The sequence below is a fragment of the uncultured Microbacterium sp. genome, assembly GCF_947488465.1.
Lineage (GTDB): Bacteria > Actinomycetota > Actinomycetes > Actinomycetales > Microbacteriaceae > Microbacterium.
Genome location: NZ_CANKZA010000001.1, coordinates 348,187 through 373,334, shown reverse-complemented (window position 1 = coordinate 373,334; position 25,148 = coordinate 348,187). Strand labels below are relative to the sequence as shown.

The 25,148-nt window shown below is 67.7% G+C and carries 25 protein-coding genes; 3 read left to right on the top strand and 22 right to left on the bottom strand.

Annotated features, from left to right (window positions below; translation table 11 throughout):
* Nucleotides 1–3: 3 nt before the first annotated feature.
* From Q0653_RS01780 to Q0653_RS01760, 5 genes are read right to left on the bottom strand one after another with little or no spacing between them, the layout of a single operon-like run.
* Nucleotides 4–1,236 (bottom strand): MFS transporter, encoded by a 1,233-nt coding sequence (locus Q0653_RS01780; RefSeq protein ID WP_298942180.1) that lies wholly within the window; start codon nucleotides 1,234–1,236, stop codon nucleotides 4–6.
* The gene (locus Q0653_RS01775; RefSeq protein ID WP_298942176.1) at nucleotides 1,229–1,996 is read right to left on the bottom strand and encodes a fumarylacetoacetate hydrolase family protein; all 768 of its coding nucleotides are present in this window, start codon (nucleotides 1,994–1,996) and stop codon (nucleotides 1,229–1,231) included. Before Q0653_RS01775 ends, Q0653_RS01780 begins: the two co-directional genes overlap by 8 nt.
* Nucleotides 1,993–3,102 (bottom strand): branched-chain amino acid aminotransferase, encoded by a 1,110-nt coding sequence (locus tag Q0653_RS01770; RefSeq protein ID WP_298942173.1) that lies wholly within the window; start codon nucleotides 3,100–3,102, stop codon nucleotides 1,993–1,995. The genes Q0653_RS01775 and Q0653_RS01770 overlap by 4 nt, the downstream gene beginning before the upstream one ends.
* A 43-nt stretch (nucleotides 3,103–3,145) precedes the next feature.
* Entirely contained in the window at nucleotides 3,146–4,195 is a 1,050-nt protein-coding gene (locus Q0653_RS01765) for a 3-isopropylmalate dehydrogenase (RefSeq protein ID WP_298942171.1), read from the bottom strand.
* Between the two features lie 32 nt (nucleotides 4,196–4,227).
* Complete coding sequence (locus Q0653_RS01760) at nucleotides 4,228–5,775, bottom strand: MFS transporter (RefSeq protein ID WP_298942168.1); 1,548 nt, start codon at nucleotides 5,773–5,775, stop codon at nucleotides 4,228–4,230.
* A 65-nt stretch (nucleotides 5,776–5,840) separates the two neighbouring features.
* Between Q0653_RS01760 and Q0653_RS01755 the strand changes: the two genes are divergently transcribed.
* The gene (locus Q0653_RS01755; RefSeq protein ID WP_298942167.1) at nucleotides 5,841–6,383 is read left to right on the top strand and encodes a TetR/AcrR family transcriptional regulator; all 543 of its coding nucleotides are present in this window, start codon (nucleotides 5,841–5,843) and stop codon (nucleotides 6,381–6,383) included.
* Between the two features lie 138 nt (nucleotides 6,384–6,521).
* On the opposite strand, the gene serA is transcribed toward Q0653_RS01755, so the two are convergent.
* From serA to otsA, 10 genes are all read right to left on the bottom strand, one after another.
* The gene (gene serA / locus Q0653_RS01750) at nucleotides 6,522–8,126 is read right to left on the bottom strand and encodes a phosphoglycerate dehydrogenase (protein WP_298741530.1); all 1,605 of its coding nucleotides are present in this window, start codon (nucleotides 8,124–8,126) and stop codon (nucleotides 6,522–6,524) included.
* A 111-nt stretch (nucleotides 8,127–8,237) separates the two neighbouring features.
* On the bottom strand, nucleotides 8,238–8,582 hold the full coding sequence (locus Q0653_RS01745) for a bacitracin resistance protein (protein WP_298942166.1): 345 nt from the start codon (nucleotides 8,580–8,582) through the stop codon (nucleotides 8,238–8,240).
* Nucleotides 8,582–9,061, bottom strand: a complete 480-nt coding sequence (locus Q0653_RS01740; RefSeq protein WP_298942165.1) for a DNA polymerase III subunit gamma/tau — start codon at nucleotides 9,059–9,061, stop codon at nucleotides 8,582–8,584. The genes Q0653_RS01745 and Q0653_RS01740 overlap by 1 nt, the downstream gene beginning before the upstream one ends.
* On the bottom strand, nucleotides 9,058–9,783 hold the full coding sequence (locus tag Q0653_RS01735) for a copper homeostasis protein CutC (protein WP_298942164.1): 726 nt from the start codon (nucleotides 9,781–9,783) through the stop codon (nucleotides 9,058–9,060). Before Q0653_RS01735 ends, Q0653_RS01740 begins: the two co-directional genes overlap by 4 nt.
* A 149-nt stretch (nucleotides 9,784–9,932) precedes the next feature.
* A complete protein-coding gene (gene ilvC / locus Q0653_RS01730; protein WP_298741538.1) occupies nucleotides 9,933–10,958 on the bottom strand; it encodes a ketol-acid reductoisomerase in 1,026 nt (341 codons plus the stop codon).
* Between the two features lie 35 nt (nucleotides 10,959–10,993).
* Nucleotides 10,994–11,503: an acetolactate synthase small subunit gene (gene ilvN / locus Q0653_RS01725; RefSeq protein ID WP_261606035.1), complete on the bottom strand. Its 510-nt coding sequence runs from the start codon at nucleotides 11,501–11,503 to the stop codon at nucleotides 10,994–10,996.
* Nucleotide 11,504: 1 nt separating this feature from the next.
* On the bottom strand, nucleotides 11,505–13,307 hold the full coding sequence (locus Q0653_RS01720) for an acetolactate synthase large subunit (RefSeq protein ID WP_298942161.1): 1,803 nt from the start codon (nucleotides 13,305–13,307) through the stop codon (nucleotides 11,505–11,507).
* Between the two features lie 35 nt (nucleotides 13,308–13,342).
* The gene (gene ilvD, locus Q0653_RS01715; RefSeq protein WP_298942159.1) at nucleotides 13,343–15,049 is read right to left on the bottom strand and encodes a dihydroxy-acid dehydratase; all 1,707 of its coding nucleotides are present in this window, start codon (nucleotides 15,047–15,049) and stop codon (nucleotides 13,343–13,345) included.
* Nucleotides 15,050–15,058: 9 nt separating this feature from the next.
* A complete protein-coding gene (gene otsB, locus Q0653_RS01710) occupies nucleotides 15,059–15,826 on the bottom strand; it encodes a trehalose-phosphatase (RefSeq protein WP_298942157.1) in 768 nt (255 codons plus the stop codon).
* Entirely contained in the window at nucleotides 15,823–17,250 is a 1,428-nt protein-coding gene (otsA, locus tag Q0653_RS01705; protein WP_298942155.1) for an alpha,alpha-trehalose-phosphate synthase (UDP-forming), read from the bottom strand. The genes otsB and otsA overlap by 4 nt, the downstream gene beginning before the upstream one ends.
* A gap of 89 nt (nucleotides 17,251–17,339) precedes the next feature.
* Between otsA and Q0653_RS01700 the strand changes: the two genes are divergently transcribed.
* Nucleotides 17,340–17,594, top strand: a complete 255-nt coding sequence (locus Q0653_RS01700) for a hypothetical protein (RefSeq protein WP_261606030.1) — start codon at nucleotides 17,340–17,342, stop codon at nucleotides 17,592–17,594.
* A gap of 151 nt (nucleotides 17,595–17,745) precedes the next feature.
* On the opposite strand, the gene Q0653_RS01695 is transcribed toward Q0653_RS01700, so the two are convergent.
* From Q0653_RS01695 to Q0653_RS01685, 3 genes are read right to left on the bottom strand one after another with little or no spacing between them, the layout of a single operon-like run.
* Nucleotides 17,746–18,930 (bottom strand): acetyl-CoA C-acetyltransferase, encoded by a 1,185-nt coding sequence (locus tag Q0653_RS01695; RefSeq protein WP_298942152.1) that lies wholly within the window; start codon nucleotides 18,928–18,930, stop codon nucleotides 17,746–17,748.
* Entirely contained in the window at nucleotides 18,927–19,580 is a 654-nt protein-coding gene (locus Q0653_RS01690) for a 3-oxoacid CoA-transferase subunit B (RefSeq protein WP_298741550.1), read from the bottom strand. The genes Q0653_RS01695 and Q0653_RS01690 overlap by 4 nt, the downstream gene beginning before the upstream one ends.
* 3 nt (nucleotides 19,581–19,583) lie before the next feature.
* Nucleotides 19,584–20,384: a CoA transferase subunit A gene (locus Q0653_RS01685; protein WP_298942150.1), complete on the bottom strand. Its 801-nt coding sequence runs from the start codon at nucleotides 20,382–20,384 to the stop codon at nucleotides 19,584–19,586.
* A 106-nt stretch (nucleotides 20,385–20,490) separates the two neighbouring features.
* Between Q0653_RS01685 and Q0653_RS01680 the strand changes: the two genes are divergently transcribed.
* A complete protein-coding gene (locus Q0653_RS01680; protein ID WP_298942148.1) occupies nucleotides 20,491–21,282 on the top strand; it encodes an IclR family transcriptional regulator in 792 nt (263 codons plus the stop codon).
* A 5-nt stretch (nucleotides 21,283–21,287) separates the two neighbouring features.
* On the opposite strand, the gene Q0653_RS01675 is transcribed toward Q0653_RS01680, so the two are convergent.
* The 4 genes from Q0653_RS01675 to Q0653_RS01660 are packed head-to-tail and all read right to left on the bottom strand — an operon-like array spanning nucleotide 21,288 to nucleotide 25,147.
* Entirely contained in the window at nucleotides 21,288–22,187 is a 900-nt protein-coding gene (locus Q0653_RS01675) for an alpha/beta hydrolase (RefSeq protein WP_298942146.1), read from the bottom strand.
* A complete protein-coding gene (locus Q0653_RS01670; protein WP_298942144.1) occupies nucleotides 22,184–22,936 on the bottom strand; it encodes a 3-hydroxybutyrate dehydrogenase in 753 nt (250 codons plus the stop codon). Before Q0653_RS01670 ends, Q0653_RS01675 begins: the two co-directional genes overlap by 4 nt.
* Nucleotides 22,929–23,615, bottom strand: a complete 687-nt coding sequence (locus Q0653_RS01665) for a TetR/AcrR family transcriptional regulator (RefSeq protein WP_298942142.1) — start codon at nucleotides 23,613–23,615, stop codon at nucleotides 22,929–22,931. The genes Q0653_RS01670 and Q0653_RS01665 overlap by 8 nt, the downstream gene beginning before the upstream one ends.
* Nucleotides 23,612–25,147, bottom strand: a complete 1,536-nt coding sequence (locus Q0653_RS01660; RefSeq protein WP_298943088.1) for an AMP-binding protein — start codon at nucleotides 25,145–25,147, stop codon at nucleotides 23,612–23,614. The genes Q0653_RS01665 and Q0653_RS01660 overlap by 4 nt, the downstream gene beginning before the upstream one ends.
* Nucleotide 25,148 lies beyond the last annotated feature (1 nt).

Here is a 25,148-nt window from a genome sequence, read left to right as displayed (position 1 = left end):
GGGTCAGCGGCCGACGCGCGCGTAGGGCGACAGTACGGTCACAGCGACAACCACGATCAGCGCGACGAGCGCGAGACCGCCGTAGCCGATCTGGCTGAGGACGATCCCGGCGAGCACGGCGCCGACCGCCGCACTGGATGTCATGATCGTGTCGCTCAGGCCCTGCCGGCGTGGCCGCATGGCCGTGAGGGTGCTTTCGGTGAGAAGCGCGGCCCCCGCGACGGTCGCGGCACTCCACCCGACACCCAGCAGGAACAGTGCCACCAGCACCGCCCATTGCGAGGTCGGTGCCAGTGCCGCGGTGAGCAGGGATGCCGCCAACAGCCCCTGCCCGAGCAGGATCGTCGAGGTCCGCCCCCACCGGTCGGCAAGCAGCCCGAACACCGGCGAGAGGCCGTACATCCCGAAGACGTGCAGGGCGATCGTCGTGCCGACGATGAGCGTCACATGATCGGGCGCGAGGTGAGCGAGATGGATCGGTGTCATCGCCATGACCGACGCCATCACCACGTGCGAGCCGGACACGGCGAAGATCGCGAAACGCGCGACGACGGGCCGATCGGCCTCGACGATGTGCTCTCGCCGCGCCTCGGCGCCGCGGGCCAGGTGTTGCGCGATCAGCAACGGATCGGGACGGAGTGCGACGAGGTACAGGATGAGCGCGGCCACCTGAGCGACGATCGAGAACGCATACGCACCGGTGAGCGGCGGCATCCCGATCACCGCGCCGAACGCCTCCCCCGGCGTCAACATCAACGGCCCGAGCACGCCCCCCACGGTCGTCGCCCACACGACAGTGCCGAGCGCCCGTCCGCGGCGCTCGGTCGAGGCGAGGTCGGTCGCCGCGAACCGCGACTGCAGATTGCCCGCGTTGCCGGCGCCGATCAGGACGACCCCCACCAGCAGGAGGGGGAAGAGTCGCTGTCCCGCCGCGGCGAGCACCACGGCGATGCCGACGAGCGCGAACAGGTTCCCCAAGGTCAGCGCGAGGCGACGCCCGCGGCGATCTGCGAGTCGTGCGAGCGGGATGGCGCACACGGCGGCACCGAGCGTGACGGATGCCGTGGCCAAACCCGACAGCGCCTCCTGACCGGAGATGTCCGCCGCCAGGAGGGCACCGAGAGACACCGTCGCGCCGAAGGCGATGCCCCCGAGAACCTGCCCGGCGGCCAGGACGCGGACGGTACGACGCTGGATGCTCTCGACGTCACCCGAGGTGAGCGTGGCGTCAGGCATTGCGGGCAGGATTGCGCAGCACGCCCAGCCCGGTGATCTCCACTTCGACGCTCTGACCCGCGTCGAACGGCCCAATGCCCGCCGGGGTTCCCGTGAGGATCACATCGCCCGGGAGCAGCGTGAACGCGGCGGACGCGTACGCGATGATGTCCGGCACCGAGTGCACCATGTCCGAAATCGGTCCGTCCTGCCGCACCTCACCGTCGACGCGCGTGACGATGCGCGCGCCGCCGTCGAGATCGAACTCCGTCTCGATCGCGGGACCGAGCGGGCAGAACGTGTCGAACCCCTTCGCGCGCGCCCACTGGCCATCGGCCTTCTGCAGATCTCGGGCGGTCACGTCATTGCCGATCGTGTAGCCGAAGACATACTCCAGCGCCCGATCGGCGGGCACATTCTTGGCCACGCGGCCGATGACGACGGCCAGCTCCCCCTCGAAATCCGTGCGCTCCGACTGTGCGGGCCGGACGATCGCGTCGCCGGGTCCGATGACAGAGGTGTTCGGCTTCAGGAACAGCAACGGAGCCGCCGGCGCTTCGCCACCCATTTCCGCCGCGTGGTCGCGATAGTTCTTCCCGACGCAGACGACTTTCGAACGGGGAATCACCGGAGCAAGCAGCGCGGCATCCGCCACTGGAATGCGCTCCCCCGTCGTCTCGAACCCAGCGAAGAGCGGATCTCCCGCCAGGACGACGAGGTCGGTATCGTCGACGATGCCAAATCGAATGGTCTCGTCGTGGCTGAACCGCACGATCTTCATGCGTCGGCGTCCAGACGCACGAGCCAGTTGTGGCGGTCTTCGCGGCGACCGTACTGGATGTCGGTGAGCTCTTCGCGGAGCGAGAGCGCCAGCGGGCCGAGAGGCTGCTCGTCGAAGAAGTTGCGGCCCTTGAGCACACCGATCGGTGCGACGACGGCGGCCGTGCCGCACGCGAACACCTCGACGATGTCACCCGAAGCGACGCCCTCGCGCCACTCGTCGATGGACACGGCGCGTCCGCTGACGGTGTGACCGCGGTCGGCGGCGAGCTGCAGGATCGATTCGCGGGTGATGCCCTCGAGGATCGAATCGGACTGCGGGGTGACGATGGATCCGTCCTTGTAGACGAAGACGATGTTCATCCCGCCCAGCTCTTCGACGTTGCGGTCGGGATCGAGGAAGACGACCTGGTCGCATCCCTGCTCGTACGCCTCTGCCTGCGGAAGCAGGCTCGAGGCGTAGTTGCCGCCCGTTTTGGCAGCGCCCGTGCCGCCCTTGCCGGCCCGCGCGTAGTCCTCGCTCAGCCAGATCGAGACCGGCTTCGCCCCGCCCGCGAAGTACGCGCCGACCGGGCTCGCGATGACGTAGTAGCCGACCTTGTTCGCGGGCCGCACGCCCAGGAACGCCTCCTTGGCGAACATGAAAGGCCGGAGGTAGAGGCTCTGGTCCTCGCCCGACGGCACCCACGCACCGTCGACGGCGATGAGCGCCTTCAGTGACTCGATGAAGTACTCGACGGGGAGTTCGGGCAGTGCGAGCCGCCGCGCCGAACGCTGCAGACGCAGCGCGTTCTGACGCGGACGGAACGTGTGGATGGACCCGTCCGCATGGCGGTAGGCCTTGATGCCCTCGAAGATCTCCTGACCGTAGTGGAGAACGGCCGCCGCGGGATCGAGCGACAGCGGACCGTAGGGCTGCACGCGGGGGCGATGCCACCCGCCGCGGACCGACCAGCAGATGTCGATCATGTGATCGGTGAACTTCGTCCCGAATGCCGGTGAGGCGAGGATCTCGTCACGCTCGGCGGGGGTCTTCGCGGCGAGGTTCTTCGTGACAGAGAACTCCAGCGGCGTGAGGTCTGCGTCGGGGTCGTACGTAAGGCTCATGAGGATTCCTGAGAAGTCGTGGCGGGTCGTGCTGGCGTCCAGGCTACGCCCGAAGGCGGGCCGAGATCGCGTCGCCGACCTGCGCGGTCGTGCGGGCTGAGCCGTCTCGCTCGGCGATGTCCTGTTCCACGGCGTGGGTGACGCGCGCGGCTTCGGCCGTGAGCCCGAGGTGATCGAGCATGAGGGCGATCGACAGGATCGCCGCCGTGGGGTCGGCGATCTGCTGGCCCGCGATGTCCGGAGCCGAGCCGTGCACCGGCTCGAACATCGAGGGGAATGCGCCGTCGGGATTGATGTTTCCCGATGCGGCGAGACCGATGCCACCGGTGACGGCGCCGGCCAGGTCGGTGAGGATGTCTCCGAAGAGGTTGTCGGTGACGATGACATCGAAACGAGCCGGGTTCGTGACCAGGTAGATGGTGGCCGCGTCGATGTGGACATAGTCTACGGCGACGTCCGGATGCTCTGCGGCCACGGCATCCACGATCCGCTTCCACATGCCACCAGCGTGGACGAGCACGTTCGTCTTGTGCACGAGGGTGACCTTGCCGCGACGACGAACCGCTTGAGCGAATGCGTAACGCACGACCCGCTCGATGCCGAATGCCGTGTTGACAGACGTCTCGTTGGCGACCTCGTGAGGCGTGCCGGTGCGGATCGAGCCGCCGTTTCCGACGTACGGGCCTTCGGTGCCTTCGCGCACGACCAGGAAGTCGATCTCGCCGGGATCGACGAGCGGCCCGGGAGCCCCGGGATAGAGCTTGGACGGACGGAGGTTGACGTACTGGTCGAGCGCGAAGCGAAGCTTCAGCAAGAGCCCGCGCTCGATGTTCGCGTCCTTCAGGCGAGGATCGCCCGGCACTCCCCCCACCGCGCCGAGGAGGATGACATCCTGGGCCGCGATCGCGGCAAGGTCGTCGTCGGTCAGTGTGTCGCCGGTTTCGAGGAAACGCCCGGCGCCGAGCGAGAAGTGCGTCTTGTCGAAGGTGATGTCGGACCCGTGCGTGGCAGCATCCAGAACCTTCTCGGCCTCGGCGATCACTTCGGGACCGATGCCGTCACCGGGGATGACGGCCAGCTTGACGCGCGACATTACTCTCCTCGTAGATCGGGGGTGCCGCGCCGTCAATGCTCCACTGCGACGGTGCGCGACCCTCCCAGCGTAGTGGCCGCGATCACGGCCGCGATCGCGACGAGGATCGCGCCGATGACCGCCGTGATCCCCACGCCCGCGTCGAACGCGTGCGCCGCCGCGGTGCGAAGCGCCTCAGCCGCGGCGGGGTCGAGGCCGTCGGCAACGGACATCGCGCCCGCGAGGGTTTCGCGTGCCGCATCCGCGGCTTCGCCCGAGACGCCGGTCGGAATCACGATGCCGGAGCGGTAGGCCGCGGTCAGGATGCCGCCGAGGACGGCCGTGCCGAGCACCGCGCCGAGCTCGTACGCCGTCTCGGAGACCGCGCTCGCGGCGCCCGCTTTCGCCGGCGGTGCGCTCGCGAGAATCAGGTCGTTGGAGACGGTTTCGGCGGCGCCGATCCCGAGGCCGAGCAGGGTGAATGCCGCGACGAGAAGCGCAAGCGCGCCGTCGCCGACCGCCCCGGGAACGAGCAGATACGCCGCGACCGAGAACGACAGGGCGACCGGCACCACGATCCGCGCCGAAACGCGGCGGGAAATCGGGACGATCAACAGCCCCGAGACGATCATCGCGAGCATTCCCGGCACGAGCGCGAACCCGGCATTCATCGGCGAAAGGCCGACGATCAGCTGCAGGTGCTGTGCGACGAAGTAGAGGAAGCCGACCAGAGCGATCACACTCAGGAGGTTCACCAGGAGTGCCCCGCTGAACGTCCCACGTGCGAACAGGCGCATGTCGAGCATCGGCCTGTCCGAGGCCAGCTGCCGACGCACGAAGATCGTGCCGAAAGCGAGACCCGCGGCGGTCAGGACGACCGGGAGCCAGCCGAAACCGTGCACGGCGACTTCCTTGATCGCGTAGACGACGGGGACCATGGTGGCCATCGACAACACGATGCTCACGGGGTCGATCGCACCCGGGTGCGGGTCTCGGCTTTCGGGTACGAGCAGCGGAGCGAGGACGAGCAGCGGGACGAGGACCGGAACCGACATCAAGAAGACCGATCCCCACGCGAAGTGCTCGAGCAGGATTCCACCGACGATCGGGCCGAGCGCCGCACCGGCCGAGAACATCGCGGCCCAGACCGCGATCGCGAGGCGGCGCTGGTCGCGGTCGGTGAAGATCGATCGCAGCAGCGACAATGTCGACGGCATCAGCATCGCGCCGAACACGCCCATCCCGGCGCGCGCCGCGATCAGCCACTCGGCCGACGGCGCGAACGCGGCGAGCACCGACACGGCGGCGAATCCGGTCGCGCCGATCAGCAGCATCCGGCGCCGTCCGAAACGGTCGCCGAGCGTACCCATCGTCACGAGGAGGCCGGCGAGCACGAGCGGGTAGGCGTCGATGATCCAGAGTTGCTGCGCACTCGTGGGGTTGAGGTCGAGCGCGATATCGGGCAAGGCGAAGCTCAGCACCGTGTTGTCCACCGAGACGAGCAGCACCGGGAGCATGAGCACGATCAATGCAGCCCAGCCGCGCCAGCCCACGCGCGAGCCCTGCGCATCGGCGATCGAGATTTCTTCTGTCAAAGTCATAGTTTATATACCGTCCAGCCGGTATAGTAACAGATATCGACGCTCTGTCGCGAGAAGATGGGACCATGAGCCGACCACCCCGTGCCCGCGAGAGTGTCCTCGATGCGTTCGAGCATCTGCTCATCGACGACGGCGAACGTGCGGCGACGATGGATGCCGCGGCCCGCGCCGCGGGCGTCTCCAAGGGCGGACTGCTGTACCACTTCGCCTCGAAGGACGCCCTGGAGCAGGGCTTGCTCGATCGCCTCAGCGCGCTCGTCGACGCCGACGTCGCCGCGATGGCCAACGCGCCGGAGGGACCGGTCGCCTTCTTCCTTCGCACATCGGTGATGGACGGCGATCCCCTCGATCGCGCGCTGATCGCGGCATCCCGGCTCGCTCAGGGCGGCCACACGGATGCGACGGAGGCGCTGCGCCAGGTTCGCTCCCGCTGGGAAGAGGCTCTGCGACCCCACGTTCGCGACGAAACCGCGCTCGCGCTCGTGCTGCTTGTGAGCGACGGCCTCTACTTCAACAACGCCCTGACGGTCGCCGGCGCGACGGGCCCCGTCCCCCGCGGCCCCGCACTGGACGCGCTGGTGACCCTGGTGGAATCCGCCGTCCGCTGACTCACCCCGTCGATCCCCCCGCCCGCGAGCCGACAGTTTTCGCGCGAGCCGACATGCTGCGCGCGCACGCAACCTGTCGGTTCGCGCGGAGCGTGTCGGCTCGTGCGGAAGGTGTCGGCTCGGCAGATGTTGAAGCGGTCAGGCTTCGGTGATCTCGATCTGACGGAAGAGATCGGCGCCGACGGACTCGCGCATCTGATCGAGGATGCCGTCCGGCACCGGCGAGTCGACCGTCAACACCGAGAGGGCGCGGCCGCTGGCATCGGGATGCGCGACGAAAAGGCCGGCGATGTTGATGCCCGCTTCGCCGAGCTTCTGCCCGTAGATCGCGACGATGCCGGGGCGGTCGGCGTACCGCATGACGATGTGGTGAGCCTCGATCGGCACTTCGATCTCGTAGCCGTTGATCTCCACGATCTTGGGGACCATGCGGGTCCCCGCAAGCGTGCCGGCGACCGTGAGCACGGTACCGTCGGCGAGCGTGCCGCGGAGGATCGTGATGTTGCGGTACAGCGGGCTTTCGGCTTCGACGATGAGACGTGTCTCGATGCCGCGCTGCTCGGCGAACAGCGGCGCGTTGACGTAGGAGACGTTCTCGCTGACGATGTTCGTGAAGATGCCCTTGAGCGCCGCGAGGCGGTAGACGCTCACGTCGTAGTTCGCGAGCTCACCCCGCACCTCGATGTCGAGATTCGTCAGCGCCGCCGGGGCGAGTCCGGCGAAGACCTGACCCAGCTGCTCGACGAGCGCGATGCCCGGGCGGACGAACGGGTCGATGACGCCACCGGCGACGTTGACGGCGTCGGGAACGAGGTCGCCCTCGAGGGCGAGCTTGACCGACCGCGCGACCGATACGCCGGCCTTCTCCTGTGCCTCGTCGGTCGAGGCGCCCAGGTGCGGCGTGACGATCACGTTCGGCAGGGCGAGCAGGGGGAAGGCCGTGCCATCTTCTTTCGGCGGCTCGCTCGTGAAGACGTCGAGACCGGCACCGGCGATCTCGCCGGTCGTGAGCGCCGTGTAGAGCGCTTCTTCGTCGATCAACCCGCCGCGGGCGACGTTGACGACGAAGGCGGTCGGCTTCATGAGCGCAAACTGTGCCGTGGAGATCATGCCGGTCGTTTCGGGCGTCTTCGGCATGTGGATGGTGACGAAGTCGCTCTGCGCCAGGAGATCGTCAAGGCTCAGGAGCGTGACACCGAGCTGCTGCGCACGCGCCGGGGTGACGTACGGGTCGTAGGCAACCACGGAGACGCCGAAACCCTGCAATCGGGCGGCGATGAGGCCACCGATGCGACCGAGACCGATGATGCCGACGGTCTTCTCGAACAGCTCCGTGCCGGTGAACGAGCTCCGCTTCCACGCGCCGGCGGCGAGCGACGCGTGCGCGGCGGGAATGTGGCGAGCAAGACTCAAGATGTGACCGACCGTGAGCTCGGCGGCCGAGATGATGTTCGAGGTCGGTGCATTGACGACCATGACACCGGCCGTCGTGGCCGACTTGATGTCGACGTTGTCGAGGCCGACACCGGCGCGGGCGATGACCTTGAGCGCGGGCGCCGCGGCGATGGCCTCGGCATCCATCTTCGTGGCGGACCGGATCAGCACGGCGTGTGCCTCGGCCAGCGCGGGCAGGAGCGCCGCCCGATCGGCGCCGTCGACGTGGCGGACATCGAAGTCCGGCCCCAGCGCATCGATCGTGGCGGGTGAGAGTTCTTCGGCGATGAGGACGACAGGCTTCGACACGGCAGGCAGACCTTTGAGATGCGGGTGGGGATGCCGCAGGCCGCACCATCGGGGGCCACAGCTGTCTCAGCTTATCGGGGTCTCCCCCGGCGTCTGGACCGTATGACGAACTCAGCCGAGGAGCGACGCGCCGTAGGAGGCGCTGTAGGCGACGATGTTGAGCCAGAACACCGCGACGAGAGCGAGCCCTGTCAGCAGCACCAGGCCCATCTCCCACCAGGGGCGGCGCCATCCGAGCGCGAAAGCGACGCCGAACGCAATCACCGGGAAGACCACGGCGAGCAACAGGACGAACCAGCCGTAGGTATTGAGTCCGAGAGGGCCCGACGCTTGCGTCACCAGGAAATCGAGGGCGTTCCAGACCGCGTAAGCGTAGAACAGGCCGAAGAAGCCCGCGATGGTCACGGTGACCCACGTCGGCTGGCGTCGCATGGGCACGGCAGACTCGATGCTCATCAGGCCACTGTCCCGACTGCGCCGACCAGAATGAACGGCCACGGCACCATCAGGGCGAGTCCGGCGACAAGAGCGCTGATGCGGATCCATGACTTCGCGGCGCGGGTGAGGACGAAGGCCGTCACGAACCAGAGAATCGGTGCCGCCACCGCCAGCCAGAGTGCGGCACCGTATCCGACGGGGCTCACCAGGAAATTCGCCGTGTCTTGCAGTCGCACCCCGCCGATGATCCAGCCGATGACGTAGAGCGCATAGATGCCGCCGATCACTCCCAGCGTCACGAGGGCCGCACTGCCGAGGGGCGCCGGTTCGCCGGCCGGAGTGATCGTGCCGTCATCGTTGATGTGACCGACATCGTCGCTGCCTCGACCGACCGCGGTGAAGCCGTCCGGCAACGCCGGGGCCGGACCGCCGACGTCCATCGTGGGGTCATCATCGCCATCCCAGCTCAGGGCATGATCGTCGCGTCCGCTGTTCACGGCTTCAGCGTATTACGTGCCGCCATGACGGCCGCCGCGACGATGCGCGCGTCGGTCGCGTCGTGTCCGGCCGTGCCACCGCCCGGACCAGCCGGCGCGTCGAGGCCGATGAGCGTCCGCGCGGACAGATGGACCGCTCCAACCCCCGTTGCCGCGATGGCGGCGATGTCCGCTACCTGCACTCCCCCGCCGGCCATGATCTCGACCGATCCGCGGCAGCGCACAAGCTCAGCAAGAATCGGGATGCCGTCGACCGACCGAACGGCACCGCCCGACGTGAGGATCCGATCCACCCCCAGTTCTTGCAGCTGCGTCAGAGCGACCAGCGGGTCGGGGACCGCATCGATTGCACGGTGAAAGACGACGGTGGCGTTTCCCGCGGCATCCCGCCACTGTTCGAGTGCGGCACGGTCGACCGCGCCGTCCACCGTCAACGCACCGACGACGACACCGCCCGCCCCGCGCAACACTGCCGCGCGAATGTCGGCGGCGACCAGGTCGACGTCGTCGGGCGCGTACACGAACCCACCGCCGCGCGGCCGGACGAGCACATTCACGAGCGTCGGGTCGACCGCGGCGAGCACCGCATCCAGTGCCGCAACCGATGGCGTCAGCCCGCCGATGCCGAGCGCGGAGCACAGTTCCAGGCGATCGGCTCCGGCCGCGATGGCGGCGCGCGCTCCGGCGGAGTCCTGAACGGCGATTTCGACGCTGAGGGTCATGCCTCTCACGCTAGCAAGGGCGCGCAGAGACGCCGAAGGCCCGGCCCCCTTGTAAGGGACCGGGCCCGGTGTGGCGATCATCGCGATAGGCCGCCTGCGGCGGCACTCGATGAGCGACCTGCTCGGCGTGTATGCCGAGAGCTTGTGCGTCAGCGCGCGGCGCTGCCCTCCGTGTACCCCTCGTCCTGCTGCTTCCAGGCGAACAGGGAACGAAGGTCCTTGCCGACGACCTCGATGGGGTGCGCGGCCGCCTTCTCGCGCAGGGCGAGGAATTCCGGTGCACCAGCGTCCTGGTCTCCGATGAAGCGCTCGGCGAACGCGCCGGACTGGATGTCGCCGAGGACTGCCTGCATGTTCTCCTTGACGCGCTCGTCGATGACGCGCGGGCCCGAGACGTAGTCGCCGTACTCGGCGGTGTCGGAAACCGACCACCGCTGCTTGGCGATGCCGCCCTCCCACATGAGGTCGACGATGAGCTTCAGCTCGTGCAGGACCTCGAAGTACGCGATCTGCGGCTGGTAGCCGGCTTCCGTCAGGGTCTCGAAGCCGTACTGGACGAGCTGCGAGACGCCGCCGCAGAGCACAGCCTGCTCACCGAACAGGTCGGTCTCGGTCTCTTCCGTGAACGTGGTCTTGATGACGCCCGCACGGGTTCCACCGATCGCCTTCGCGTACGAGAGCGCAGTCTGCCATGCGGTGCCGGAGGCATCCTTCTCGACGGCGATGATGTCGGGGATGCCGCGGCCTGCGACGAACTCGCGGCGCACCGTGTGACCCGGAGCCTTCGGTGCGACGAGGATGACGTCGACGCCCTCGGGGGCGTCGATGTAGCCGAAACGGATGTTGAATCCGTGCGCGAAGGCCAGCGTCTTCCCGGCCGTCAGCTTGTCCTTGATCGACTCGCTGAAGATCGAGCGCTGGTGCTGGTCGGGCGCGAGGATCATGATCAGGTCAGCCCACTCGGCCGCATCGGCGACGCTCTTGACGGCGAACCCGTCCTCCTCGGCCTTCGGGGCCGACTTCGAGCCGTCCTTCAGCGCGATGACGACCTCGACGCCCGAGTCGCGGAGGTTCTGCGCGTGGGCGTGGCCCTGGGAGCCGTAGCCGACGATCGCGACCTTCTTGCCCTGAACGATGGACAGGTCGGCGTCGGCGTCGTAGAAGATCTCAGCCATGGTGTGTGTTTCTCCTTGCTCGTGGTGTGAAAAGTTCAGCCGCGCAGAACGCGTTCGGTGATGGATTTCCCGCCGCGGCCGATGGCGACCATGCCGGATTGGGCGAGCTCTTTGATGCCGAACGGCTCGAGAGCACGCAACAGCGCCTCGACCTTGCCGCGGTCACCGGTCACCTCGACCACGAGCGCGTCCGTCGCGTAGTCGACGACCGACGCGCGGAAGAGGTTGACGACCTCGATGACGTTCGAGCGGGTCTGATTGTCGGCGCGCACCTTGATGAGCATGTGCTCACGCTGGACGGACGCGGACTGGTCGAGCTCGACGATCTTGATGACGTTGACGAGCTTGTTCAGCTGTTTGGTCACTTGCTCGAGGGGCAACTGGTCGACGTCGACGACGACCGTGATGCGGGACAGACCCGGCACTTCGGTCACCCCCACCGCGAGCGAATTGATGTTGAAGCCGCGGCGGGCAAACAAACCCGCCACTCGGGTCAGAAGACCCGGCTTGTCCTCGACGAGGAGGCTCAGCACGTGCGTCGACATCTCAGTCCTCCTGATCGAAGCTCGGCGCGTGATCGCGGGCGTATTGGACGTAACTGTTGCTGACGCCCTGCGGCACCATCGGCCACACCATGGCGTCGGCCGACACGACGAAGTCGATCACGACGGGGCGGTCGTTTGTGGCCAGCGCCGTCTGGATGGCTGCATCGACGTCCTCTTCCTTTTCGACGCGCAGCGCGAGGCATCCGTAGGCCTCGGCGAGCTTGACGAAGTCGGGGACGCGGATGCTGCCGTGACCGGTGTTGAGGTTCGTGTTCGAGTAGCGCCCGTCATAGAAGAGCGTCTGCCACTGACGCACCATGCCGAGGCTGGAGTTGTTGATGATCGCGACCTTGATCGGGATGTTGTTGATGACGCACGTCGCGAGTTCCTGATTGGTCATCTGGAAGCATCCGTCGCCGTCGATCGCCCAGACGGTGCGATCGGGTTCAGCGACCTTCGCGCCCATCGCGGCGGGAACCGAGTAGCCCATCGTGCCGGCGCCGCCGGAGTTCAGCCAGGCGTTCGGGCGTTCGTACGTGATGAACTGCGCCGCCCACATCTGGTGCTGCCCGACACCCGCGGCGTAGACGCCCTCGGGCCCGGTCAGCGCGCCGATGCGCGAGATCACATACTGCGGCGACATCAGCCCGTCGCTCGGCTGGGTGTAGCCGAGCGGGAACTCGGTGCGGAGTCCGTCGAGGTAGGACCACCACTCGGTCGTATCGGCGGCCGCACCGCCCGCACTCGCACCGGCGTACGCGGCGTCGAGGTCGACGAGCACGTCTTTGAGATCTCCGACGATCGGGACATCGGCCGTCCGGATCTTCGAGATCTCGGCGGGGTCGATGTCGACGTGAACGACCTTCGCGTTCGGAGCGAAGAGGGATGCTTTTCCGGTCACCCGATCGTCGAAGCGAGCACCGAGCGAAACGAGGAGGTCCGCTTCCTGGAGAGCCAGCACCGCCGGGACGGTGCCGTGCATACCCGGCATGCCGAGCTGCTGCGGGTGGGAATCCGGGAAGGCACCGCGCGCCATGAGGGTCGTCACGACCGGTGCACCCGTCGACTCCGCAAAGCGCAGCAGTTCTGCCGAGGCCTTCGCGCGAATGACCCCGCCACCCACGTAGAGAACGGGCTTCTTGGCGGTCGCCAGCAGCTGCGCGGCCGCTTGGATCTGCTTGCCGTGCGCCTTCGTGACGGGACGGTAGCCCGGCAGGTCGATTTTCGGCGGCCAGATGAACGGTGCCTCGGCCTGCTGCGCGTCTTTCGTGACGTCGACGAGCACGGGGCCTGGCCGGCCGGTCGACGCGATCTCGAACGCGGCCGCGATCGCGGCGGGGATCTCCGCGGCATCCTTCACGAGGAAGGAGTGCTTCGTGATCGGCATCGTGATGCCCACGATGTCGGCTTCCTGGAACGCGTCGGTACCCATCAGCGTCGAGAAGACCTGCCCGGTGATGCAGACGATCGGCACCGAGTCCATGTAGGCGTCGGCGATCGCCGTGACGAGGTTCGTCGCACCGGGGCCACTCGTCGCGATCGCAACGCCGGTCCTGCCGGATGCCGAGGCGTAGCCTTCGGCGGCATGGCCGGCGCCCTGCTCGTGACGCACGAGGATGTGTCGCAGCTCGGTGGAATCCATGAGCGGGTCGTAGACCGGGAGGATCGCGCCACCGGGCAGGCCGAAGACGTCAGTCACCCCCAGCAGCTCCAGGGATCGGACGACGGCTTGGGCTCCGGTCAAGATCGGAGCAGAACCGCTTCGGGCGGGCGGGCGGGGAACGGCCGCAGTGTCGAAGGACATGAAAGTGACCTCTGATGTTGGTGTGTCGGGACGGCTCAACCCGTCGTCGCGCCCTCCGCAGCGGAGCGCACGAGCTTCGAGTATTTCGCCAGGACGCCACGGGTATAGCGCGGGGGAAGGGGCTCCCAGCCGTTGCGGCGGGAGTTCAGCTCTGCCTCGTCGACGAGTAGGTCGAGAGAGCGAGCCGCGATATCGACCCGTATCAGATCACCATCGCGCACGAAGGCAATGGGACCAGCGTCCACTGCTTCGGGTGCTATGTGGCCGATGCACAGGCCGGTTGTGCCGCCTGAGAATCGTCCGTCCGTCAACAGTAGTACATCTTTTCCGAGCCCCGCGCCCTTGATGGCCGCGGTGATCGCGAGCATCTCGCGCATGCCGGGGCCACCCTTCGGCCCTTCGTAGCGGATGACGATGACGTCGCCCGCGGCGATGTCACCGTTGGTGAGCGCATCCATCGCGCCGCGCTCGCGCTCGAACACCCGCGCGGGGCCTTCGAACACCGACGCGTCGAAGCCGGCCGTCTTGACCACGGCGCCGTCGGGGGCGAACGAGCCCTTGAGGATCGTGATGCCGCCGGTCGCGTGGATGGGGTTGTCGAGGGTGCGGATGACCGTGCCATCCAGCGGGTCGGGGTTCAGAGCCTCGAGGTTTTCGGCGACGGTCTTGCCGGTGACGGTGAGCGCATCACCGTGGATAAGGCCGGCATCCAGCAGAGCCTTCATGAGCACGGGGATGCCGCCGTGTCGGTCGACGTCGGCCATGACGAAGCGGCCGAAGGGCTTCATGTCGGCCAGGTGCGGGACCTTGTCACCGATGCGGTTGAAGTCGTCGAGGGTGAGCTCGACGTCGGCTTCGCGCGCGATCGCGAGGAGGTGCAGGACGACGTTGGTCGAGCCGCCCAGCGCCATCGCTACCGTGATCGCGTTCTCGAACGCCTTCTTGGTCATGATGTCGCGGGCCGTGATCCCCTGGCGGAGCATGTTCACGACGGCCTCACCGGAGCGGTGGGCGTAATAGTCGCGACGACGGTCGGCCGACGGCGGCGACGCCGAGCCGGGCAGGCTCATCCCGAGCGCCTCGGCGACGGAGGCCATGGTGTTGGCGGTGTACATGCCGCCGCACGCGCCTTCACCCGGGGCAATCGCGCACTCGATGCGTTTGAGATCTTCTTCGCTCATGGTGCCGGCCTTGCACGCGCCGACGGCTTCGAAGGAGTCGATGATCGTGACTTCCTTCTCCGTGCCATCGGTGAGCTTTACCCAGCCGGGCGCGATCGACCCGGCGTAGAGGAAGACCCCGGCAAGATCCAGGCGGGCTGCGGCCATCAGCATGCCGGGCAGCGACTTGTCACAGCCGGCGAGCAGGACGGTGCCGTCCAGGCGCTCGGCCATGACGACGGTCTCGACGGAGTCGGCGATCACCTCGCGGCTCACGAGCGAGAAGTGCATCCCCTCGTGTCCCATGGAGATCCCGTCGGAGACCGAAATCGTGCCGAACTGCAGCGGATAGCCGCCACCGGAGTGCACGCCTTCCTTCGCTCCCTGGGCCAGTCGATCCAGGGACAGGTTGCAGGGCGTGATCTCGTTCCAGCTGGAAGCGATGCCGATCTGCGGCTTCTCCCAGTCCTCATCACCCATTCCCACCGCGCGGAGCATTCCGCGGGAAGTCGTGGCTTCGATGCCGTCGGTGACCACGCGACTGCGCGGCTTGATATCGATGGGGTCAGTGCTCGCGGGCATTCTTGAAGTCTATTGCCGGGCGAGGGTACGCTCGCGCGCCAGGTGTACAAGCATCTCGGCGAGTTCTGTAATGTCCCCCACACGCACGGCCGCCGCGGTCTCCCCCGGTCCGACCCGCACGCCGACATCGCCGGGGCCAAGAGAGCGCAGGGCATCTTCATCCGTGACGTCATCACCGGCGAACAACACGGCAGTGGCAGCCGTGAGGCGCCGGAGGCGCGCGATGGCGACGTCCTTGCCCTCCTCGCGGAACGAGAACTCGAGGATGTCGTGACCGGTGCGGCGGCGCCATTCGGGCGCTGTCGCGGCGACGATCGTATCGACCGCGCGGGCTGCTTCACTCGCGGCGGCGGGCCGGGCGAGCCGCGTGTGGAGCGCGAATCCGAACTCCTTGTGCTCGATCCAGGCTCCCTCGCACCCCGCGACCGCCATCTCGGCACGCGTGCAGAGTTCATCCCGCAACACCTCGGCGGCACCGTCGGCGGTGACATCGGCATCCGTCGGCCACTGCTCGGCACCGTGAGAACCCGCCAACAGGATCGACGAGTCGTCATCGTGATCGGCGATGACACGCAGGTCCCGGAGGGCGCGTCCCGACACGAACGCGACGGTCGTCTCCGGCGCCGCGACCAGCGCCGCGACCGCGGCGGCGGCGTCCGGTGTCATCCGCGAGGCCATCGGGTCGTCCTGTAGCGGAGCGAGGGTTCCGTCGAAATCCAGCGCCACGAGAAGCCGCTCGGTGGCCGCCAGCTCGCGCACTGCCTCGTCCGGTGTCACGAGCGGTGCCCCCGTGTGCGTGCCCGGTCGAGATCCGTGAGGAATCCGCGCGACCAATCCGAGACATCGTGGTCGCGCACCCGGCGCCGGAGTGCCCGCATCCGTCGGGTCTGCTCCGCCGGCGGCATCTGGATCGCCTGCACGATGGCATCTTTCAAGCCCTCGATATCGTGCGGATTGACTTTGACGGCCTGTGTGAGTTCGTCTGCGGCTCCGGTGAACTCGCTCAACACCAGCACGCCGCGGTTGTCGACCCGACTGGCGATGTACTCCTTCGCGACGAGGTTCATACCGTCGCGAAGTGCGGTGACGAGCATGACGTCGGCAGCGAGGTAGAGCGCGACCATCTCCTCACGCGGATACGAGTGATGAAGGTATCGGATCGCGGTGTGGCCGACCGTGTCGTGGTCACCGTTGATGCGTCCGACCGTCAACTCGATCTCGTCGCGCAATTGCATATAGGCGGCCACGCGTTCACGGCTGGGGCTGGCGACCTGGACAAGGGTGACGTCTTCCACCTCGAGGCGGTGCTCGGCGAGGAGTTCGCCATAGGCCTTCAGCCGGTGCGTGATCCCCTTGGTGTAATCCAGTCGATCGACGCCGAACAAGATCGTGTCGGGCGACCCGAGACTCTCCCTGATCTCTTGCGCGCGCGCCTGCACGTCCGGTCGACGGGCCAGCTCGTCATATGTCGCGACGTCGATCGAGATCGGATAGGCCTTCGAGACGGCCACGCGATCGGGCGCACCCTCCACGGGTACCCGGATCGATCCCGCCTTCGTCTCGAACCCGAGTTGACGCCGGACAGCGCGGGCGAAGTTGCCCGCATCCTGCACCCGCTGGAAACCGATGACATCGGCACCGAGCAAACCCTCGAGAACCTGACGACGCCAGGGCAGCTGCGCGTAGATGCCGTATGCCGGGAACGGAATGTGATGGAAATAGCCGATCACCACGTCCGGGCGGAGTTCACGGAGCATGCGAGGCACGAGTTGCAGCTGGTAGTCGTGAACCCAGACGGTCGCCTCCGGCGCGGCGATGGATGCGGCCGCCTCCGCGAACGCACGGTTCACGCGCACGTAGGCGTCCCACCAGACGCGGTGATAGGCCGGGGGCGAGATCACGTCGTGGTACAGGGGCCAGATCGTGTCGTTCGAGAAGCCCTCGTAGTACAACTCGACGTCGTCTGCCGTCAGGGCGACGGGAACGAGCGCCATGCCATCGAACTCGAACGGGTCGACCTCGAGGTCCGGCTGGCCGGGCCACCCCACCCACGCTCCTCCCGATGCTTGGAGCACCGGTTCGAGCGCCGCGACCAGACCGCCCGGCGACGGCCGCCACGGTTCCTTGTCATCGTCGGAACGGTCGACCGGAAGTCGATTGGACACCACCACGAAATCGGCGGCGGAAGTGGGGGCGCTCACGGGGCTCCTTCGGCAGACCTGTGTGTCGGCAGACCTGAACCCAGGCTAACAAGGGCGCAGAGGAGGCAAAGCCCGGGTAGCGTGGGCACATGCGCAAGTACCTCTTCGGCACTGGGATCATCACGGCTCTGTCCACCGGCATGGCGCTGCTGCGCGGGATCCGCGGTGATGCACCGTTCACCTGGCGCCAAGGCCTGGCGTGGCTCAGCTGGGGGATCACACTCGCGCTGTCGATCGGGACGATCGTCGACACCTATCGCGCGGGCCGCGGCAAGCTGATCGCACCCGACTCGCCGGTGTCCGGCAAGGAGCAGAAGCTGCTCAAGCGCCGTCTCGGCGCCTGAGCGTCACCTCAGCGGGCGCAGGTGCACCGGCCCTCGGCCGGAACGCCTTCGAGCGCACTCTCGATGTGGAGACCGCATCCGGTCCACGTCGTCTTGCCACAGGTCGTGCAGGTGATCGGCGAACACATGGGATCCTCCTCGGGTCGAGCGGTCAACGAGTAAGGATAATCGCTTCTCCCTGGCCCCCGCCTCCGCACAGACCCACCGCGGCCGTGCCGCTGCCGCGACGGACGAGCTCGTGGACGGCGTGGACGACGAGCCGACACCCCGACGCACCGATCGGGTGCCCCACCGCAATGCCCCCGCCGTGGACGTTCACGACATCGTCCGAGAGCCCCAGCTCGCGCTGCGACACGGCCACGACGGCCCCGAACGCTTCGTTGATCTCGACGAGATCGAGATCCGTGGTGGCGATCCCCTGCTTCGCGAGCGCGCGCTCGATCGCCCGGGCGGGCTGAGCGTGCAGCGAGTTGTCGGGGCCGGCGACCTGTCCGTTGGCGCCGATGAGTGCGAGCACCGGCCACCCGTTCTCGTCGGCGTGGGCACGCGTGGTCACCACGACCGCCGCGGCACCGTCGGAGATCGGGGATGAGTTGCCCGCCGTGATCGTGCCGTCCTTCGCGAAGGCAGGACGCAGGGCCGCGAGGCTCTCGACGGTCGACTCCGGACGGATCCCCTCATCGGTCGTCACGATCACCGCGGGGCCGCGCCGCTGCGGCACCTCGACGGCGACGATCTCCGCATCGAAGAGTCCCCCGTCGCGGGCCGCCGCGGCACGCTGATGCGACCGCGCAGCCACGGCGTCCTGAAGGGTGCGGTCGATGTCATATCCCGGGTTCAGCCGCTCGGTCGACGCGCCCATACTTTCACGGTCGTAGGCGTCGGTGAGTCCGTCGTGCGCCATGTGGTCCAACACCTCGACCGAGCCGTACGCCCACCCCTCGCGGGATCCCATCAGGAGGTGCGGTGCGCGCGACATCGACTCCATGCCTCCGGCGACGACGACGGTCGCGTCGCCGGACGCGATCATGCGCCCCGCGTCGATGATGGCCGTCAACCCTGACAGACACACCTTGTTGACGGAGGATGCCGGCACGTCCCACCCGATACCGGCGGCGATCGCGGCCTGCCGAGCGGGATTCTGCCCAGACCCCGCGGGGAGGACCTGGCCCATGATCACGGCATCCACCGCCGCAGCCGTCACCGGACCCTGAGCCAGCGCACCGGCGATCGCGAAGCCACCGAGCTGTGGGGCGGTGAACGAGGACAACTGACCTTTCAGGCGCCCCTGAGGGGTGCGGGCGGCTGCGACGATGACGATGTCCTGCGTGCTCATGCGGTCTCCTTGAGTGCATCGGAAATGATGAGGTCAGGCTCCGTCGCGGCGACCACCTCGGCGACCGTGACGCCGGGCGCTGTCTCGACGAGGAGCAGGCCCGCCTCGGTCACGTCGATGACGGCGAGATCGGTGATGATGCGGTCGACGACGCCGCGGCCCGTCAGCGGCAACGAGCACACATCGACGATCTTCGGGGAGCCGTCTTTCGCGACATGCTCCATCAGGACGATGACCTTCGCGGCCCCGTGGACGAGATCCATGGCGCCGCCCGGACCCTTGACCATCTTGCCCGGGATCATCCAGTTCGCGAGGTCACCGGCCGCCGAGACCTGCATCGCGCCGAGGATGGCCGCGTCGATCTTGCCGCCGCGGATCATCCCGAAACTCAGCGCGGAATCGAAGAACGCCGCTCCGGGGAGGACCGTCACGGTCTCTTTACCGGCGTTGATGAGGTCGGGATCGACATTCTCTTCGGTCGGATACGGGCCGACGCCGAGGATGCCGTTCTCGGACTGCAGAACGACCGTGACACCCTCGGGGACGACGTTGGGCACCAGGGTCGGAAGACCGATGCCGAGGTTGACGTACGATCCGTCGGCAAGCTCGGCAGCCGCGCGCGCGGCCATGTCATTGCGGGACAGTGCCATGGGTCACGCGCCTTCCGGGATGTCGTGGGAGAGGGCATCGGCAACCGTCACGGTGCGCCGTTCGATCCGCTTCTCGATGTCGGGGCCGACGTCGACGACGCGGTGGACATAGACGCCGGGGAGATGGATCTGATCGGGGTCGAGTTCGCCGGGCGCGACCAGCGTCTCGACCTGGGCGATGCAGATCTTCCCGGCCATCGCGGCGAGCGGGTTGAAGTTGCGCGCCGACTTCGCGAAGACGAGGTTGCCGTGGGTGTCTCCGCGGACGGCATGGACCAGGGCGAAGTCCGTGACGATGGCTTCCTCCAACACGTAGTCGCCCTCCGATCCGCCCGGAGCGAAGCGGCGGACGTCCTTCGCGGGCGACGCGATCGCGATGCCTCCCCGTCCGTCGTACTTCCGGGGCAGGCCACCCTCCGCCACGTGCGTGCCGACCCCGGTCTGCGTGTAGAACGCGGCGATGCCCGCTCCGCCCGCGCGCATCTTCTCGGCGAGAGTGCCTTGAGGCGTCAGTTCGAGCTCGAGCTCACCGGAGAGGAACTGACGCTCGAACTCCTTGTTCTCTCCCACATAAGACGACGTCATCTTTCGGATCCGCTTCGCGTTCAGCAGCACCCCGAGCCCCCAGTCGTCGACACCGCAGTTGTTCGAGACGATCGACAGCTCGCGCGTACCCTGTGCCAGGAGCGCGGTGATGAGGGCGATCGGATTACCGGAGAGGCCGAAGCCGCCGACAGCGAGTGAGGCGCCATCGGGGATATCGGTGACAGCCTCCGCCGCGGACGGGACGGTCTTGTCGATCACGTGGGACTCCTTCGTTCCGGATCTCTCCCCCCATCCTGCGCACCGCCTCGGCCGCGTGCACGTCAGCGCTTGCGATGTGGATACACTCCCCCGTATCGTCCATATTATGGACTCCCGACCGTCGCGAAGCATCCCGGGTGCGCAATCGATCGCACGGGCGGCGTCGCTCCTGCGGCTGGTCACACGCGCCGGCGATTCCGGCATCGGAACGCAAGAGATCGCGCAGCGCGCCGACCTCACGCGTCCCACCGCCCATCGCCTGCTGACCGCACTGCGCCACGAAGGGCTCATCGATCACGACGAATCGACCGGCCGGTGGATGCCGGGACCCGAGCTGTACCTCATGGGCACAGTAGCGGCATCCCGCTACGACATCACGGCGATCGCCCGCGACATAGTCCGCTCACTGGCCGTCCGTACGGAGGAGAGCGCGTTTCTCTCGGTGCGCCGCGGCGACGAGACGGTCTGCCTCCTCCGCGAGGACGGAAGCTTCCCCATCCGGTCGTTCGTCCTGTCCGAGGGCGTGCGCTTCCCCCTCGGCGTCGCCTCTGCCGGACTGGCTATCTTGGCATTCCTTCCGCCTCACGATGTGGACGCGTACTTCGAGCGACACCCCCACCTCTCGGCCGAATGGGGATCCGCCCACACAGAGTCACGATTGCGCGCACGGCTCCACGACACCCAGTCGCGGGGGTTCTCGGTCAACGCGGGTCTGATCGTGGAAGGAAGCTACGGGCTGGGGGCCGCCGTGTTCACCCGCTCGGGTCATCCGCAGTGGGCGCTGAGCCTGACCGGCGTGGAGTTCCGGTTCGGGCCGGACCGGATCACCGAGCTCGGGCGTACGCTCCTGGCCCACGCACACGAACTGTCCACCCGAATCGCGGCCAGCGCGCGCTGAGCGCGTCAGCGCGCGGGCGCCGCCAGGTGCCCGGCGATGACGCCGGCCAGGGCGCCGGCGCCCGCCTGCCCGAGAACCACGGTGTAGTGGTTGAACTCGTCCCAGCGCTGATGCGCGATGTCGGGATACTGTGCCAACAACGCCGCGAGGTGATCGAGCGGGTACAGGCCGGGAGGGTCGTTCTGCAGTCCTCGCGGCACCGTGATGAGCGTTGTCGAACGCGACAGAGCGTGAACGGCCTCGTGGATGGTCGTGCCGGTGTGGAGGTCGACGGTGTCTTCGATCGTCGTCGCATAGCTCGTTGCGGGGCGGAACGCGTCGCCGTCGGGCACCAGGTCGTAGGCGAGGTAGCGTTCGAACTCCGGGGTCCACTCACCGACGAATGCCGGATGCTGCCGCCAGAAGCCGAGGTACGCCTCGACGTCGGCGAACCGCATCGACAGGCGCGCGGCCGTCGGTCCGAGAATCGCTGCCACGAGCTCATCGGGTCCGAGGCCCGACGGCGCGGCCAGCGGAAGCCCGCCGTCGACGAGCACGAGACGGGTGACGAGATCGGGATACCGGTGGGCGAACACGACACTCACGAACCCACCCATCGAGTGGCCGACGACGAGCGTGGGCCCGAGATCCAGGGCGGCGACCACCGCGGCAAGGTCAGCGGCATGCGCGTGCATGCCCGCCGGGCCCCGCAGCATGTTGCTCTGACCGCGACCACGCAGGTCCGGTGCGACAATCCGCACGCCCGGCAGCGCGGCGGCGAGTTGTTCCCACGCGAGGTGGGACGAGGTGACCCCGTGGACGGCGAGGATCGTCGGCGCGTCCGGATCTTCGGCATCCCAGACGCCGACTGTCAGATCGCCACCGGCGACCGGTAGGGAAACGAGGCGATGCGTGCGCACGGTCATCGCGCCGACCAGCCGCCGTCGAGTGTGTAACTCGCGCCGGTGACCATCCCCGCACGATCGGAGACGAGCCAACCCACGAGTGAGGCCACCTCATCGGCTTCGACGAGACGTTTGACGACCGTCTCGGTGAGCATGATCTTCTCGACGACGTCGCTCTCGGCGATACCGTGCACCTGTGCTTGATCGGCGATCTGCTTCTCGACGAGCGGGGTGCGCACGTACGCCGGGTTGACGCAGTTGCTCGTGACGCCGTGCGGGCCACCTTCGAGCGCGGTGACCTTGGACAGTCCCTCCAACGCGTGCTTGGCGGCGACATAGGCGGACTTGAACGCACTCGCGCGCAGACCGTGGACGCTGGAGATGTTGATGATCCTCCCCCATCCGCGCTCGTACATCGTCGGGAGTGCGGCGCGAATGAGGAGGAACGGCGACTCGACCATCAGCCGATGCATGAATCGCCACCGCTCGGGATCGAATTCGTGCAGCGGGGCGACGGTTTGGATCCCGGCGTTGTTCACGAGGATGTCGGCGTCGAGGTTCAGGTGCTCTTGAGCTGCCGTGTCGGACAGGTCGACGACCCAGGATTCACCACCGATCTCCGTCGCAGCGGCAGCGGCCGCGGCGGCGTTGCAATCGGCGACGACCACGTGGGCCCCGCGGGCGGCGAACTCACGCGCACAGGCCAGGCCGATCCCGCTGGCACCCCCGGTGACGATCGCGCGCTTTCCGGCCAGGTCCTGCTCACTCATGGTCGCTCCTCGCTGTCCGCGCCGCCAGCGCGTTGCGGATGAACCGCATCATGTGATCGATGATCTCCACCGGCATCGTCGCGGGCGGGTTGCCCTCGTCATCGCGCTCCCACAGGAGGAAGCGCATGCCGATGAGTTCGCCAGCGCCCATCAGCGCCCAGGCCGTCACTTCCGGGTCGAGGGCCTCATCGACGTCGCCCGCCTGCTGCGCCGCTTTCAGGCCCGCTTCATACCCGTCGACGATGCGCGTGTAGTGCAGCCGGAGAGTTTCGGGTGAGACGAACTCGGCCTCCCGGACCACGCGATACAGCGCAGGGTGGGCCGCAGTGAAGCGGAAGAACCCCTCGAAGCCGGCTCGCTCGGCATCCAGGCGATTGTCTGCGCCGATCATCGCCTCGGTCATCGAGTGACGCACTCGCCTGTTGAGGTCGATGACGAGTTCTTCGAAGATCTGCTTCTTGCTGTCGAAATAGAGGTAGAAGGTGCCGAGGCCGATCCCTGCGCGCTCCGTGATCTTCACGATGGAGGCCTCGTGATACCCCAGCGAGGCGAAAACCTCCTCGGCCGCTTCGAGCAACTTCCGGCGGGTCGCCTCGCCGCGCTTGGTGAGCGGCTTCCCCGTCGCCGACAGCGACGGCTCGTGCGGCGCATCGGCCGCTGCGTGCTCAGTGATGCTCATGAGCGGTTCCCTTTCACCAGGTCGATGGCCCGGACGTGCAGTCGAGAGCGGGCCAGCTTCTCGATCGTGGAGCGCGGGAGTTCTGCGACGAAGGCCACCCGAGCGGGAACCTTGAATCCCGCCAGTTCGGCACGGGCATGAGCGAGCACCTCGTCCTCGCTCAATCGCGCACCGGAGGCTGCGACCACGAAGGCGACACCGCGCTCGCCCCAGACAGCATCCGGCACGCCGACGACGGCTGCCTCCGCAATCCCGGGGTGCAGACACAGCGCACGTTCCACCTCGGCCGGGGCGACATTCTCGCCGCCGGAGATGTAGATGTCCTTCATCCGGTCGACGATCCGGATGCCGCCCTCCGCGTCGCGATGGACGATGTCTCCGGTACGCAGCCACACGCCGTCCGACGTCTCCACGAGCGCGCGAGACGTCGCCTGCGGATCGCCCAGGTAGCCGGCGAAGACGCTCGGCCCACGCACCCAGAGTTCGCCGCTGGCGGCGCCTTCCAGGGGAAGCTGTGTCGCCTGATCGACGATGCACACGTCGACGTGCGGATACGGTTTACCCTCGCACAGGACGTTCGGTGCCGCTTCGGTCAGTCCGTAGCCCTGGGTGAGGGGCCTTCCTGCCGCAGCCCACCGGGCGGCGAGATCGTCCGGCATCGTCGCGCCACCCACCAACGCCACCCGGAGCTTGGAGAGCGACACGGCGGCGAAGCCGGGATCATCCGCCAAGAGCCGATACTGGGTGGGCACACCCATCATGGCCGTCACCCCGCGATCGGCGAGGAGGTGCAGGATGCGGCGCGGTTGGAAAGAGCGTTCCAGGACGACCGTCGCGCCCACCCACCAGGCCAGGAGCGGCTGGCAGTTCCACGCTGCGACGTGGAACTGGGGCAGCATCGCGAGCACGATGTCATCCGAGGTGAGCTGACGAGCGCCCGCCAGCGCCAGATTGTTCCAGAAGCAGTTCGCGTGCGTGAGGACCACACCCTTCGGTGCGGCTTCGCTACCCGACGTGTAGATGATGAGCAGCGGGTCGCCGTCACGGACGCCACGGCGCTCCCCCGGCCCTCCGGCGCGCGGCGGAACGTCGGCTTCGATCCCGGTCGTGCCGAGCGCGGCAACCAGCGGCCGCTGCGCGAGGCGCCGGAACGCATCATCGGCACTCCCGGCGTATTCGTCTTCGACGAGCACCAACGCCGGCGCCGAACGATCGACCACCTCGCTGAGCTCGCGCGCGGAAAGTCGCCACGACAGGGGCACGAAAGCGATCCCCGCCAGGGCGCACGCGAAGAATGCGACGACGTGATCGATCGAGTTGCCCGAGATCGTCGCCACCCGATCGCCCGGGCCGTATCCGCCGCGCCGCAGCCCGAGCGACAACTCGCGGGCTCGCAACTCGAGGTCGGCGTATCCGATGCGCACCCCACGGTCGTCGATCGCGATGTGGTCGGGCGAACTCGCGGCACGATCGGTCAACCAGCGTCCCACCGTGTGCGGGCCGTCCGCGAACACGGGTGCACCCGGCAGCATG

Bases quoted from the DNA above. Each gene is read 5' to 3' on its own strand.
- Q0653_RS01765 (WP_298942171.1), bottom strand. From the start codon at position 4,195: ATGTCGCGCGTCAAGCTGGCCGTCATCCCCGGTGACGGCATCGGTCCC.
- Q0653_RS01780 (WP_298942180.1), bottom strand. From the start codon at position 1,236: ATGCCTGACGCCACGCTCACCTCGGGTGACGTCGAGAGCATCCAGCGT.
- Q0653_RS01775 (WP_298942176.1), bottom strand. From the start codon at position 1,996: ATGAAGATCGTGCGGTTCAGCCACGACGAGACCATTCGATTTGGCATC.
- Q0653_RS01675 (WP_298942146.1), bottom strand. From the start codon at position 22,187: ATGACCGTGCGCACGCATCGCCTCGTTTCCCTACCGGTCGCCGGTGGC.
- ilvC (WP_298741538.1), bottom strand. From the start codon at position 10,958: ATGGCTGAGATCTTCTACGACGCCGACGCCGACCTGTCCATCGTTCAG.
- Q0653_RS01670 (WP_298942144.1), bottom strand. From the start codon at position 22,936: ATGAGTGAGCAGGACCTGGCCGGAAAGCGCGCGATCGTCACCGGGGGT.
- Q0653_RS01695 (WP_298942152.1), bottom strand. From the start codon at position 18,930: ATGAGCACGCAGGACATCGTCATCGTCGCAGCCGCCCGCACCCCTCAG.
- Q0653_RS01745 (WP_298942166.1), bottom strand. From the start codon at position 8,582: ATGAGCATCGAGTCTGCCGTGCCCATGCGACGCCAGCCGACGTGGGTC.
- Q0653_RS01770 (WP_298942173.1), bottom strand. From the start codon at position 3,102: ATGAGCCTTACGTACGACCCCGACGCAGACCTCACGCCGCTGGAGTTC.
- Q0653_RS01700 (WP_261606030.1), top strand. From the start codon at position 17,340: ATGCGCAAGTACCTCTTCGGCACTGGGATCATCACGGCTCTGTCCACC.
- Q0653_RS01680 (WP_298942148.1), top strand. From the start codon at position 20,491: ATGGACTCCCGACCGTCGCGAAGCATCCCGGGTGCGCAATCGATCGCA.
- ilvN (WP_261606035.1), bottom strand. From the start codon at position 11,503: ATGTCGACGCACGTGCTGAGCCTCCTCGTCGAGGACAAGCCGGGTCTT.
- Q0653_RS01660 (WP_298943088.1), bottom strand. From the start codon at position 25,147: ATGCTGCCGGGTGCACCCGTGTTCGCGGACGGCCCGCACACGGTGGGA.
- Q0653_RS01665 (WP_298942142.1), bottom strand. From the start codon at position 23,615: ATGAGCATCACTGAGCACGCAGCGGCCGATGCGCCGCACGAGCCGTCG.
- Q0653_RS01760 (WP_298942168.1), bottom strand. From the start codon at position 5,775: ATGACTTTGACAGAAGAAATCTCGATCGCCGATGCGCAGGGCTCGCGC.
- Q0653_RS01755 (WP_298942167.1), top strand. From the start codon at position 5,841: ATGAGCCGACCACCCCGTGCCCGCGAGAGTGTCCTCGATGCGTTCGAG.
- Q0653_RS01720 (WP_298942161.1), bottom strand. From the start codon at position 13,307: ATGTCCTTCGACACTGCGGCCGTTCCCCGCCCGCCCGCCCGAAGCGGT.
- ilvD (WP_298942159.1), bottom strand. From the start codon at position 15,049: ATGCCCGCGAGCACTGACCCCATCGATATCAAGCCGCGCAGTCGCGTG.
- Q0653_RS01735 (WP_298942164.1), bottom strand. From the start codon at position 9,783: ATGACCCTCAGCGTCGAAATCGCCGTTCAGGACTCCGCCGGAGCGCGC.
- Q0653_RS01690 (WP_298741550.1), bottom strand. From the start codon at position 19,580: ATGGCACTGTCCCGCAATGACATGGCCGCGCGCGCGGCTGCCGAGCTT.